Below are 12,184 nucleotides of genomic sequence, written 5' to 3'. Positions count from 1 at the left end.
TTACACCAGTCATTTGTTCTCGTTTTGTCGTGTTCAGCGGATGCGAACCGCTGTTAATGATTTCAAGGTCCGAAATAAAGATCATTTCGCTCTATAAGCATTAGTGATGAATGCAATATATATTTTATTGCATTATATTGCTTTATGATGATTATATAAGGCATATAACCATTAACGTGCTTTATAGTCATCATCCTCATGAGTGATTAAGGTAATGAATATGAATAAAATTTTTAGTGTTGTAATAGCAGCAGTAATGATGGCCAGCGGCTCTTATGCTTTAGCTGCTCCGGCTACTACTAGCAACAGCGGCGCAGGTACTGGTGCAGCTGGTCTGAGCGCAGGTGCGGCAACGGCCATCGGTGTAGGCGCGATCGCCGTCATCGCCGGCGCTGCGCTGATTGCCTCCAACAATGATGGCAGCAGCTCTACTCCGGGCACCAGCACCACGACGTCAACTGCTCGATAAATAAAAATAACCCATAACCACACGCAAGTGTGGTTATTTTTTGTATGACTTTCGTTTGGGATGAACGACGTGCGCTATTTCTTTCTGATGGTGGTTTGCTGCCTGCTGGCCGCTTGTAGTCAATCTCAAAAGGGTATTGGCGACACGTTTGCAGTGGCAATCTTTGGTACCCCTGATGTGGAGCTGACTCCGGACCAGGTTCGCGCCATTCCTTATGCCAGTATGTATGCCAAGGTGAATGACGGCGCGCAAATTTTCGTCGTACTGGCTTATGCCGAAAACGGCAATCTGAAATGGGTCACCCGCGACCAGGCGATGCTGGTCACCCGCAATGGCCGGCTGATCAAAACCCTGGGCCTGCCGGATAATCTGCTCGAGGTCACCAACCTGTCCTCAGACCCACTGCTTCACGCCAACCGGATCACTGACGGTGCTGTATGGACCCGCACTCAATCCTGGACCGAACAACAGCAGCTTCGTTCGGCGACCTTTACCTCTCGTTTTCATATCGTCGGCACGGAAACCGTGACGGTGCTTAATGCTCCCCATGCCTGGCGCGTTATCGAAGAACAGGTATCGGTGGCAGAACTGAACACTGAGTATCGCAATCGCTTCTGGATCGATCCGCTCTCCGGCGCCGTACTTAAAACCGAACAATACCTCGGCCCGGATGTATTCCCGATTGAAACCACCACTTTAAATGCCTATAAACCATGAAAAAACAACTCTTAATCGCTGTGGGTTTGTGTGCTGGTTTTATCGCCTCCGCCGTCGCTGATAGCCGTGTTACCGTTTATTATCCAGGCCAGTCCCAAACAACGCTGATAAGTGGCCTGCAGAATCTGCAGCAGCTGACCGCACGTCCTGAACTGGCCGGCCGCACCTGGTGGCCCGGTACCGTTATCGCCGAGCGCGGTGCGACGGCTGCAGCCGTGGGGCAGCAGCGGCAATTGCTGGCCCGCCTGAGCGCGCTGGCCGGCGAGCTTCGCCAGGATAACGATGCCGAATTGGCCGCAACGGTAGAAACCATCAGTCGTCAGCTTGCGGCCATCAGGGTCACCGGGCGGCAATTTGTCTCTCTCGATCAAGATCAGATCCGATTGATAGACGGTGCGAATCACAGCCTGCGGGGCGAATACAGCGTATATACGCTGAATCGGCCTACCAGCATCCGTGTGTTCGGCGCGGTCACTCCCGGCGGGTCGCAGCCCTTTCAGGTCAGCCGCGATGTATCTGACTATCTGCAGACGCATCAGTATTTGCATGGTGCCGATAAAAGCGAGGCGTGGGCGATACTGCCTGAGGGTGCTTCGCAGCAGGTGCCTGTTGCCTACTGGAACCGTCGCCACAACGAACTGGCCCCCGGCAGCGTGGTTTACGTTGGTTTTTCCCGCTGGGCGTTGCCCAGGGCCTATAAAGACCTGAATGAACAGATTGTTTCTTTGCTGACTCACCGGATTCCTGACTGATGAAAAAACAATACCTTCTGAGCATCATCGCATTGTCAGTGGCCAGTGCCTGCCAGGCGGCTTCATATACCGCCCCCCTGGGTCCCTCGCAGATGGATCAGGGCGGCGTTGGCCTGCTGCAGACGCCTACCGCCCGTATGGCGCGCGAAGGTGAGTTCAGTATGAACTATCGCGATAACGATCAATATCGCTTCTATTCGGTAAACCTGCAGCTGTTCCCCTGGCTTGAAAGTACCATCCGCTATACCGATGTGCGTACCCGTAAGTACAGTCCGTACGAGGATTTTAGTGGCGATCAGACCTACAAAGACAAAGGTATCGATTTCAAGCTGCGTTTGTGGCAAGAGAGTTACTGGTTGCCTGAAGTATCGGTAGGGATTAAAGACTTTGGCGGTACTGGGCTGTTCGACAGTGAGTTTATCGCTGCCAGCAAGGCCTGGGGGCCTTTGGACTTCACTCTGGGTGTTGGTTGGGGCTACCTGGGTAATAGCGGCAACATCTCTAACCCGTTCTGCGAAGCTAAAGACAGCTTCTGCCAGCGCAATAACACCCACCGTACGGCAGGCTCTTTTAACGGTGGAGACTTCTTCCATGGCCCGGCGTCCGTCTTCGGCGGCGTTGAGTACCAAACCCCTTGGCAGCCGTTGCGCCTGAAAGCGGAATATGAGGGCAACAACTACGAAGGCGATTTTGCCGGCCGGCTGAAGCAGGACTCGCCGGTGAACGTGGGCGCGATTTATCGCGTCGCCGACTGGGCCGATGTCAACCTAAGCTATGAACGCGGCAATACCGTGATGTTCGGCGTGACGCTGCGCACCAATTTCAATGATTTGAAGCAACAGCACCTGGACAACAAAAAACCGGATTACGCGCCGCGTGACCAACCGGAAATGCTGCAGCATCAAGTGGTCGCCCAGCAGTTGACCGATATCCAGGATAACGCCGGCTATACTTCGCCGCATATCCAGGTCAAGGATCGTACGCTGTATATGACCGGCGAACAGTATAAATATCGGGATAACCAGGAAGGGGTTGATCGGGCCAACCGCATACTGGTCAATAACCTGCCGGAAAATATTGATACCATCAAGGTGACCGATACCCGTACCCGTATGCCAATGGTGACCACCGAGACCGACGTGAAGAGCTTGCGCGATTCCCTCAGTGGTTATCCCCTGGGCCAGGAGAGGCCGCTTATCCAGCGCCGCACCGAACCGGATGTGCCGGCCAGTGCCGAGCAAGGCTACTATATCGACAAGAGCCGCCTGGAGCTGGGCTGGTCGCCGGTTCTCAACCAATCATTCGGTGGACCTGAAGACTTCTATATGTACCAGATTGGCGTCCAGGGTTCGGCCAATTACTGGCTGACCAACCACTGGGCAGTGTCCGGTACCGTATTTGGCAATATCGTCAATAACTACGATAAATTTAACTACACTGCGCCACCTGCCGATTCCAACCTGCCCCGAGTGCGGACTCGAATTCGTGAGTATGTGGAGAATGATGTTTACATCAGTAACCTGCAGACCACCTATATCGATCGGCTGGGCGAGGGCTGGTATGGTCAGCTCTACGGCGGCTACCTGGAAATGATGTACGGCGGCGTGGGCGGTGAAGTCCTTTATCGGCCGCTGGACAAGAACTGGGCAATTGGCGTCGATGGCAACTACGTTAAGCAGCGTGACTGGGATAATATGATGCAGTTCGCTGACTACAAGGTCGCCACCGGTAACCTGACCGGCTACTGGAGACCTGAATTTATGGATGGTCTGTTGGTCAAGGCAAGCGTAGGCCGCTATCTGGCGAAAGACAAGGGCGTGACTTTCGATGTCTCCAAGCGCTTTGACAGCGGCGTAACCGCCGGGGCTTTTGCCACCTTTACCGATGTTTCGAAAGAGGACTACGGTGAAGGATCGTTTACCAAAGGCTTCTACATATCGATACCGCTCGATCTGTTGACCGTTACGCCTAACCGCTCCCGGGCTCAGCTGAACTGGATACCGCTGACGCGTGATGGCGGGCAAATGGTCGGACGCAAATACTATCTTTACGACCTGACTGACGAGCGTGCGCCTGCGGTAGAATAATACCGGTGACGGATTATGCGTAACGCCATAAGCGGCCTCCTCCGGGAGGCCGTTTTTTTATGGTTTGCCGCCGCGGGCCGCAGTCAAATTTTGAACGCAATCCCGTTTGGATTAGCTACAATGCCTGATTGTTAGCGGTGCTTTATTTCGGAGCTGGAATACGATTTTGGAATACAAACCAGATACCATGAACCGGGAGATGGAACATCCCTACATCTCATCATTGTCTTCAATCGTCTGGCTACAGCAGCGAGACCCTGCCCCTGGTCCGATGATCAGCGATTGGCTAATGGAAAAAGGGTCAATGACCAGACGGCTGGAGCAGTTTTGCGGTAAAATAATCATTCACAGAATAGGGGAAGGATTTGTAACCGCTGCTTCGATAGACGCAGGCGAAAGGAAAGAACTGCCGGCCTGTGAGCGCTGCTGGCTTCGTCAAGTGGTGATATACGGTGATAACAGGCCATGGGTCGCAGCGCGTACCATCATACCCGAAACCAGCCTGACCGGAGAGCAGGGGGCGCTTGCCGATGCGGGTGATGAGCCCATTGGACGGCGGCTGTTCACTGAGGAGCCCCTGCTGAGGGATTATATCCACATTGGTCGTCTGGATCAGCTGTGGGCTCGCCGCTCGCGCCTGCGGCCAGGTGGCAAACCGTTACTGCTGACCGAATTGTTTTTGCCCGATGCCCCTCTCTACCAACACGGCAGATAATGCCTGCCAAGAAAAGGAGATATCAGTTGGAACATAGTGCTACCCCAGGCAAATGGCAGGCCTGGTGCCGGTTAATGCGTATAGATAAACCAATTGGTTCGCTGTTGCTGTTGTGGCCGACATTGTGGGCATTATGGCTTGCCGGTCGGGGTATCCCTGATTTCGGTATTCTGGTGGTGTTTATCTTCGGTGTCTTTTTCATGCGCGCCGCCGGCTGCGTTATTAACGATTTTGCCGATCGCAAGATTGACGGACATGTTAAGCGCACGGCTTCCCGGCCATTGCCCAGCGGTGCGGTCAGCGAAAATGAAGCCAAACTGCTTTTTGTGCTGCTGGTCATGGCCTCTTTCGGCCTGGTGCTGACGCTTAACGCCATGACCATCATGTTGTCGGTAGCGGGCCTTGGGCTGGCATCGATTTATCCTTTCATGAAACGCTGGACGCATCTGCCGCAGTTTATTCTGGGAGCGGCCTTTGGCTGGTCGATACCGATGGGCTATACAGCAGTGAGTGAGTCCTTACCGTTAACATGTTGGCTGCTGTTTATCGCTAATATCATCTGGACGGTCGCTTATGATACTCAATATGCCATGGTTGATCGAGATGATGATTTGCGTATAGGGGTGAAGTCAACGGCAATTCTGTTCGGCCGCTATGATAAGATGATTATTGGCTTGCTGCAGGCGGTAACGCTTATTTTGCTCGTGGCTGTCGGCTGGCGGATGGGGTTATCTTTCCCGTTTTACAGCAGTGTGGTCATTGCTGCCGGACTGTTTGTTTATCAGCAGAAACTGATTGCCGGGCGGGATCGCGATCAGTGTTTCCGCGCTTTTCTGCACAATAATTATGTTGGGATGGTTATTTTTGTCGGCATCGCCGCCAGTCTTATCAGCGAAAGAATAATCTGACCGGCCTGGGCCAGCAGAGGATTATCTCCGCTGGCCCCTAGTGTTTTTACACCACCGGCAAAGGCTCAACCGCCGTGGGTGTGTTACCCAGGCCGGCGTTCTCAATCGTCAGCAATACGTCAGGAGTAATAAGCTCTGCCAATACCCCATACACTTCGATAACTTTTTCTTCGATAGCGTCACCGGTATCGCTGATATAGCCTTCATCACGCAGCGTAGCGACCAGGGTCGAAAATACCGCTTTATCAAAAAATTCAGGTGCATTGATGCCATGCAGCACAGACAGTCTCTGCGCCATGGTCCGGCTCTCTTTTTCCAGCGTTCCCCGATTGATCTGGGGATTGATGCGCAGCAGAGAGAAGGTAATCGCGTAGCGCAGCAGGGTCTCGCGTACGCCGGCCGCCAGCAGCTGCAATTTATGCGCATGAGCCGGTACCAGGACAATTAATTCCCCCCGGGCGATGATTAATTGCTGGCGGGCCAGTTCGTCTATCAACGCATCAACCATTGAGGCCAGCTGCGGTATCTCGTACTGCATAAACAGTTCGGCCCGGGCCAGCGGATAGAGCAGGGTAATCCGGTGCAGCAGGTCATCACGGCTTATTCCCGGATGGCCGGCGATGATGCTGGCAACCATTGACGGCAGGATAAACAGGTGCTGGATATTATTGCGATAATAGGTCATCAGGATGGCCTGCTCTCGCGATAAAAAGATTATATCGCCAATGGTATCTTTTTCGACGCTGAACTTATTCATCGCCAGCGCATGCTCAAGCAGCTGTTCAGCCGTGGCGTCAGGCAGAGTCACGTCCTGGGCATAGGGCACGTTCTGCATCAGTTCCAGATAGCAGGAAAGCTGCTGTATCAACTGTTCACGGGTTAGTGAGCGCTGACGAGAGGCCAGCAGTACGGTAGAACACAGGTTGATGGCGTTCACCGCAGCGGCATTATTGATACGCACCATGATTTTGCCGGCGATATCATTGACCGCAGGAGCCAGCCAGGCCGGGCGCTGAGCTTCAATGGGATCGATCGAATCGCGCCAGTGGGGCACCTTTTGATTCAGGTAGGTGCTCAACGGCAGGGGATCGCCAAAATTGACATAACCCTGTCCCAGGTTGCGCAACTTTCGCAGGCCGCGCACCATTTGCATAAACCCTTCTTTCTCTTTGGTGGCGCCACGCAATTCTTTGGCGTAAGTGGCCACTTCCATCACATGCTCATAGCCGACGTAAATCGGCACTAGCGTGATAGGGCGGTTTCCTCCTCTGAGCATGGCTTGTATGGTCATGGTCAAGGTGCCGGTTTTAGGTTCAAGTAGTCTGCCGGTGCGTGAACGCCCGCCTTCCATAAAATATTCGACCGAATAGCCACGGGTAAAGAGTTCGCCCAGGTATTCCCGGAAGATGGTTGAATACAGTTTATTACCTTTAAAAGTGCGACGAATGAAGAATGCGCCCAGACGACGAAAAATCGGGCCGGCCGGCCAGAAATTCAGGTTTATGCCGGCGGCGATATGCGGCGGAACCAGACCCTGATGATAAAGCACGTAAGACAGCAGCAGGTAGTCCATGTGGCTGCGGTGGCAAGGGACATAGACGATTTCATGGCCTTCCTCCGCCAACTGACGAACCCGTTCGGCATTACGGACATGGAGACCCTGATACAGACGATTCCAGGTCCAGCTCAGTACGCGATCCGACAGCCGCACGGCTTCATATGAGAAATCAGCGGCGATTTCTTCCATCAGGGCGATGGCATTCTGCTGCGCCTGTTCAATGGATATTTTTTTGCTGCGCGCCTCATCCTCGACCGCCTTCTCTATTGCTCTGGAGGCCAGCAGTTTATTGAACAGATCCTGTCGTACCGGTAAGCGAGGACCCACCGCCACCAGACGCTGACGGGCAAAGTGAATCCGCGCTACCCGCGCCAGTTTCTGGGCAATCGTTTTGTCGGTGCCGTGTACCGTGGCCATATAGCGCAGTGACAGCGGATTTGAGAAGCGGACAAAGCTGTCGCGGCCCAGCCATAATACCGCGATGAATTTTTGAAAGCCATTCAGCAGTCGCAACTGCGGGGCTGGCTGATTCTGCTGGGATTCCCGTCCGGGTGAGCGGCCGAACATAACAGAAACCGGCACCATAAGCACATCAAGATCGGGATTGTTGCGATGCAAATCCAGATAAGCGTGGAACAGTTTCACCGATTCGGATTTTTCAGTGAAATAAGGGAACACGCGTGGGCCATCGTGGATATACACATAGCGAGGCAATACCACGCCATCGATCTCCAGGGGCGTAAGAGGATCGGGTAACTGTTGCCGCAGGCACTGCGCCCGCAAAGTCAGTAGGTCCGCCTTGGAATTATAAGGCAATACATACATTATCGGCCGTTGGGGATCCAGGCCTGCCTCATCACGAGGACTGGCGGGGATGACTTTACTTCTTACCAGCAGCTTTAGTGGTAACTCCAACAACGTGTAGTAAATTTTACGCCAACCTGACATATCTTTGTGAAGCCTCTTGTTAGCAAAACGATGCAAGAATAACAGAAACCGCGCGTCAGATCTGTGGTGATGAAGGAGCAAAGAATCTGTACTATGGGTTCAATGACCCATCATCCCTAGACAATTATGACAAATAAAACCACTGGCCTAAGGCGTATATATAAGGCCATGGGATATTCATTAAAAGGGTTTTCTGCCGCCTGGCGCCATGAGGCCGCCTTTCGCCAGGAAATGATTATCGCCATTGTGGCAATCATCATCACATGTTATCTCGAAATCGATGCTTTTTCGCGTATCTTGTTAATTGGATCGGTTATCCTGGTACTGATTGTCGAAATCATTAACAGTGCGATTGAAGCGATCATTGATCGGATAGGTCCAGAATGGCATGAGTTATCCGGTAGGGCAAAAGATCTTGGTTCCGCGGCGGTGATGCTTTCCATTGCTCTGGCGGCGTTCGTCTGGATAACCCTATTGTGGCGGCAGTATGGTATTTTTATACCCTGAGGTGGTAGACGGCGCTTTTATCACATTTTGGACGGCTTAAGGTTTCAAATTGACCTTGACCTGTATATACTCACATGATGACTGTATAAACAAACAGGGGACGGAATGAAAGCGTTAACCACCAGACAACAAGAGGTTTTTGACCTCATTCGCGATCATATATCGCAAACCGGTATGCCACCTACGCGCGCTGAAATCGCCCAACGTCTGGGGTTCCGTTCACCTAACGCGGCTGAGGAGCATCTCAAGGCTCTGGCACGTAAAGGTGCCATCGAAATTATTTCTGGCGCTTCACGCGGCATTCGCTTACTGGTGGAGGAGGAGACCGGCCTTCCCCTTATAGGGCGAGTGGCTGCAGGGGAGCCACTGCTTGCACAACAGCATATAGAAAGCCATTACCAGGTTGATCCGGCCTTGTTCAAGCCTCATGCGGACTTTCTGCTTCGCGTCAGCGGCATGTCAATGAAAGACATCGGCATCATGGATGGCGATTTACTGGCGGTACACAAAACCACTGATGCCCATAATGGGCAGGTGGTGGTAGCCAGAATTGACGACGAGGTAACGGTAAAAAGGTTGAAACGGCACGGTAATATCGTCGAGTTGCTGCCCGAAAACAGCGAGTTTTCGCCGATAGTGGTCGACTTGCGTGAGCAGGAACTGTCCATCGAGGGTTTGGCTGTTGGCGTAATCCGTAACGGCAACTGGATTTAAATACCTTAATCTCTGGCGGGCGGAACTTCTGCCGCCTTCAGAGAAACACCAGTCTGTCCTGGTGACCAGTCGTCTATGAATGCAGTCCTCTTTTTATTAAACGGCTGTTCACTTTTTTGGTCCCTGATTTTATTGATTTTCAATACTTTTCCCTCCCGCTTTATTTCTGCAGGCTTTTTACAGTTACCCTCCTTTTACAAACACTCTTTATGTGGAAATATTTAGTTACATTCATGGCTTAGAGAATTTGCTCGCGGTTAGACGCTGTTTTCGTTGATATTTTAGATAATTCCCGCCATTCAGTGGCAATAGTTTGGTGATTAATTCTAGAAAATACGCCTTTCCTGCTACCTGCTGCTATAGTTAATAGCATAGGGTTAGCTTATAGCTGCCTGGGTTCAGTAATAAGAACTCCTGAATATTTCGATGTTCATTTTACAATCCGAACAATTCTTGCGAATAATGGATAAAGAAGGATCAATACGATGAATAAAGATGAAGCTAGCGGTAACTGGAAACAGTTTAAAGGCAAAGTTAAAGAACAATGGGGCAAATTGACTGACGATGATTTGACTGTTGTCGAAGGTAAAAGAGATCAACTGGTCGGTAAAATTCAGGAACGCTATGGCTACGGTAAAGAAGCCGCGGAAACTGAAGTCAAAGACTGGGAGTCCCGCAATAAATACAACTGGTGACCGGCAGAGTGCCTTTGACCGGCAAGCGGGCATAAAGTCTTTATAATCAATGGATTAGGTTCAGGTTAGCTAAAAGTTCCTACCCAAAGGTACAAGGAAGTACCACCCTGTCCTACCTCCTCGGCAGCGTTGCTGTAAAAGCGGTTAGGCGGCAGTGATCGGCTGATAGTGCTGCATTTGGTTGCAAAAAGGGTGGCCGAGTACGGTCGCGCGTGAGTGCTTCTTTCAGCGTTAATGTCACGGTTGTATTAGTTTTCAACCTAAAGCTGCTTATGACCCTATTTAATATAAAGCTACATCTTCAATCTAAAGCTACATATTCAATCTAAAGCTACATAAAGACTTAATGTTAAGTCTTTAACGTCTTTCTTGTTACATTATCTGATTAACGGTATCAGCAGTTTACCCACCTCGTCCATCGACTTTACCACGAAATCCCAATAATTACTTTTCCGCTAATACAGCGAGTTCGGCGAACGCTGTTTTCTCACCTGTCAGCTGCATAACCTTGCTTTATTATCTTTTTTTAATGGCAATACTGTGATCATGACCGCAGTCTTCAGATTGCTGGCAATCCGCCACCGGTGCACAATCAGTACAGAATCCATGAACTTCCACCATGTTGGTGACCATGCGGAAGCCAGCCTTATCCGCCAGCGTCCGTAGTATGTCCTCTATACCCTGCATGGGTTGCTCTGTCACCTGTCCACAGCGATCACAGATAAAAAAGGCCGATGTATGACCCGGTTCGGCAAAATGGTGACACATCACAAAGCTGTTTGTGGACTCAACGCGGTGGATAAAGCCATGCTCCAGCAGGAAATCTAGGGCTCGATATATCGTCGGCGGCTTAGCCTGCGGCTCTGACTGCTTTAAGAGATCCAGTAGGTCATAGGCGCTGATAGCACCGCTTTGCTGTGACATCAGACGCAATACTTCGAGCCGTTGCGGCGTAAGACGCACGTTACGTTGCTCGCACAACTGCTCTGCTTCGGCGAGCAGTTGTTGTTGACTGACGGTATTCATCTGGACCCCCTGAAATAGTGCTTAAGCCCCCATCTTACCATGAAGCAAAAAAAACACCGAGTTGAGTCATATGGAGATGTGGTCTGAGGCGATGGAAAAGTGTGATTGATCGTCAGTCTTATAGTCGGCTTGCGGGTATCAGTTGGCATAAATATCCGCTTTCAAGCTGTCAGCGATAGTTATCAAATGGTAGATAGCCTGCTTGTTGGTGGCACGGGTTTTACGCTTAATATTGATTTTGTGTGACGAGACGGTTTTTTCCTTGATTCGCAGTGCCCGGCATATATCATTAGTTTCATCACCCGACATCCACATGCTGATAATTTCGGCCTCGGTTTTACTGAAACGGATAGGGGAAAAACCAAATAATGTATTATCTACACGCCATTTTCTAACCTCAATAAAATAGCGGATAATAGTTTCTATTTTACTTATCTCAATGAGCTTAGATGCAATAATTACATTGTTTTTGATGGGTACGAATTCGTGAAAATTTATATTGTCATTCGCTATGAAGATAAAAAATAGCGTTCTTGGGTGCTTATTTATCAGGGTTTTAATAAGTTCATTGCCTTTATTTTCGCCTGCGGAAGGGCAAAAGCTGGACTGATTAATGAAAACGAGCGTTGGAGGCGTTAATGCACTCCTGTGACAAAGTTCGGTAATAGACTCCGAGTTGATTGATTTCAGCTTAATCCCTACATTGTTATCAAGTAATTCTTTTATCGCATAGCGTGTATAATTACACAAGTCAAGGATGTATGCTGTCATGGTCATTATGCAGTCTGTCTATAAAAGAGTGATAAAAGTAGGCGATGTGGGTAAAAATCGGATAAATTAACGGCCGTTGATTATATTCAGCTATAACGTATGGTTATGAAACTGATCGTTTTTCTCAACGCAGTGAAAAAAATACCGTTGCCGATAATAAAGGTTTATTAAAGTAATTCATTAGCCTACCTGTTTTGATTATTTAACCACTGCATATTATCTTCTGTGATAAAACAAAATTATGGTTTTGTAAATCATCTGCTTGATTTTGGGACGGAATGAATGTTATCTGGGATAAAATGATGAAGAAATGAGGA

At 50.3% G+C, this 12,184-nt stretch carries 12 protein-coding genes; 9 read left to right on the top strand and 3 right to left on the bottom strand.

All coding sequences use genetic code 11. The features are described 5' to 3' along the window. The first annotated feature begins 220 nt into the window (after positions 1-220). The 6 genes from yjbE (at position 221) to ubiA (ending at position 5,648) form a co-directional block, all read left to right on the top strand. A complete protein-coding gene (yjbE, locus tag EDC52_RS17760; RefSeq protein ID WP_165911749.1) occupies positions 221-469 on the top strand; it encodes an exopolysaccharide production protein YjbE in 249 nt (82 codons plus the stop codon). 60 nt (positions 470-529) lie between these two features. Continuing rightward, complete coding sequence (locus EDC52_RS17755; RefSeq protein ID WP_230468090.1) at positions 530-1,186, top strand: YjbF family lipoprotein; 657 nt, start codon at positions 530-532, stop codon at positions 1,184-1,186. Then, positions 1,183-1,938 carry a capsule biosynthesis GfcC family protein gene (locus EDC52_RS17750; protein WP_131867355.1) on the top strand — a complete coding sequence of 252 codons (756 nt, stop codon included), beginning with the start codon at positions 1,183-1,185 and terminating at the stop codon, positions 1,936-1,938. The genes EDC52_RS17755 and EDC52_RS17750 overlap by 4 nt, the downstream gene beginning before the upstream one ends. After that, entirely contained in the window at positions 1,938-4,025 is a 2,088-nt protein-coding gene (locus EDC52_RS17745; RefSeq protein ID WP_131867353.1) for a YjbH domain-containing protein, read from the top strand. The genes EDC52_RS17750 and EDC52_RS17745 overlap by 1 nt, the downstream gene beginning before the upstream one ends. A 199-nt stretch (positions 4,026-4,224) precedes the next feature. After that, the gene (ubiC, locus tag EDC52_RS17740; protein WP_131867388.1) at positions 4,225-4,740 is read left to right on the top strand and encodes a chorismate lyase; all 516 of its coding nucleotides are present in this window, start codon (positions 4,225-4,227) and stop codon (positions 4,738-4,740) included. Continuing rightward, a complete protein-coding gene (ubiA, locus tag EDC52_RS17735; RefSeq protein WP_131867351.1) occupies positions 4,740-5,648 on the top strand; it encodes a 4-hydroxybenzoate octaprenyltransferase in 909 nt (302 codons plus the stop codon). The genes ubiC and ubiA overlap by 1 nt, the downstream gene beginning before the upstream one ends. Positions 5,649-5,694: 46 nt before the next feature. On the opposite strand, the gene plsB is transcribed toward ubiA, so the two are convergent. Next, positions 5,695-8,154, bottom strand: a complete 2,460-nt coding sequence (plsB, locus tag EDC52_RS17730; RefSeq protein WP_131867349.1) for a glycerol-3-phosphate 1-O-acyltransferase PlsB — start codon at positions 8,152-8,154, stop codon at positions 5,695-5,697. Positions 8,155-8,280: 126 nt separating this feature from the next. Between plsB and EDC52_RS17725 the strand changes: the two genes are divergently transcribed. The 3 genes from EDC52_RS17725 (at position 8,281) to EDC52_RS17715 (ending at position 10,070) form a co-directional block, all read left to right on the top strand. After that, positions 8,281-8,661, top strand: coding sequence for a diacylglycerol kinase (locus tag EDC52_RS17725; protein ID WP_131867347.1), 381 nt, complete (start codon positions 8,281-8,283; stop codon positions 8,659-8,661). A gap of 105 nt (positions 8,662-8,766) precedes the next feature. After that, positions 8,767-9,375 (top strand): transcriptional repressor LexA, encoded by a 609-nt coding sequence (gene lexA / locus EDC52_RS17720; RefSeq protein ID WP_131867345.1) that lies wholly within the window; start codon positions 8,767-8,769, stop codon positions 9,373-9,375. Between the two features lie 485 nt (positions 9,376-9,860). Continuing rightward, positions 9,861-10,070, top strand: a complete 210-nt coding sequence (locus EDC52_RS17715) for a CsbD family protein (protein ID WP_131867343.1) — start codon at positions 9,861-9,863, stop codon at positions 10,068-10,070. A gap of 516 nt (positions 10,071-10,586) precedes the next feature. On the opposite strand, the gene zur is transcribed toward EDC52_RS17715, so the two are convergent. Both zur and rcsA read right to left on the bottom strand, forming a co-directional pair. Then, positions 10,587-11,096, bottom strand: coding sequence for a zinc uptake transcriptional repressor Zur (zur, locus tag EDC52_RS17710; protein ID WP_131867341.1), 510 nt, complete (start codon positions 11,094-11,096; stop codon positions 10,587-10,589). A 138-nt stretch (positions 11,097-11,234) separates the two neighbouring features. Continuing rightward, the gene (gene rcsA, locus EDC52_RS17705) at positions 11,235-11,873 is read right to left on the bottom strand and encodes a transcriptional regulator RcsA (RefSeq protein ID WP_131867339.1); all 639 of its coding nucleotides are present in this window, start codon (positions 11,871-11,873) and stop codon (positions 11,235-11,237) included. Positions 11,874-12,184 lie beyond the last annotated feature (311 nt).

Origin of the sequence: Biostraticola tofi (assembly GCF_004343195.1) — a bacterium.
GTDB lineage: Bacteria > Pseudomonadota > Gammaproteobacteria > Enterobacterales > Enterobacteriaceae > Biostraticola > Biostraticola tofi.
The sequence above is the reverse complement of the archived record's forward strand: the minus strand, read 5'-3'. Positions and strand labels throughout refer to the sequence as shown.

What these genes read in the sequence shown, in the direction of transcription:
- plsB (WP_131867349.1), bottom strand. Translation starts at nt 8,154, where the DNA reads ATGTCAGGTTGGCGTAAAATTTACTACACGTTGTTGGAGTTACCACTA.
- zur (WP_131867341.1), bottom strand. Translation starts at nt 11,096, where the DNA reads ATGAATACCGTCAGTCAACAACAACTGCTCGCCGAAGCAGAGCAGTTG.
- ubiC (WP_131867388.1), top strand. Translation starts at nt 4,225, where the DNA reads ATGGAACATCCCTACATCTCATCATTGTCTTCAATCGTCTGGCTACAG.
- EDC52_RS17715 (WP_131867343.1), top strand. Translation starts at nt 9,861, where the DNA reads ATGAATAAAGATGAAGCTAGCGGTAACTGGAAACAGTTTAAAGGCAAA.
- EDC52_RS17750 (WP_131867355.1), top strand. Translation starts at nt 1,183, where the DNA reads ATGAAAAAACAACTCTTAATCGCTGTGGGTTTGTGTGCTGGTTTTATC.
- lexA (WP_131867345.1), top strand. Translation starts at nt 8,767, where the DNA reads ATGAAAGCGTTAACCACCAGACAACAAGAGGTTTTTGACCTCATTCGC.
- EDC52_RS17755 (WP_230468090.1), top strand. Translation starts at nt 530, where the DNA reads ATGAACGACGTGCGCTATTTCTTTCTGATGGTGGTTTGCTGCCTGCTG.
- EDC52_RS17725 (WP_131867347.1), top strand. Translation starts at nt 8,281, where the DNA reads ATGACAAATAAAACCACTGGCCTAAGGCGTATATATAAGGCCATGGGA.
- EDC52_RS17745 (WP_131867353.1), top strand. Translation starts at nt 1,938, where the DNA reads ATGAAAAAACAATACCTTCTGAGCATCATCGCATTGTCAGTGGCCAGT.
- rcsA (WP_131867339.1), bottom strand. Translation starts at nt 11,873, where the DNA reads ATGACCATGACAGCATACATCCTTGACTTGTGTAATTATACACGCTAT.
- yjbE (WP_165911749.1), top strand. Translation starts at nt 221, where the DNA reads ATGAATAAAATTTTTAGTGTTGTAATAGCAGCAGTAATGATGGCCAGC.
- ubiA (WP_131867351.1), top strand. Translation starts at nt 4,740, where the DNA reads ATGCCTGCCAAGAAAAGGAGATATCAGTTGGAACATAGTGCTACCCCA.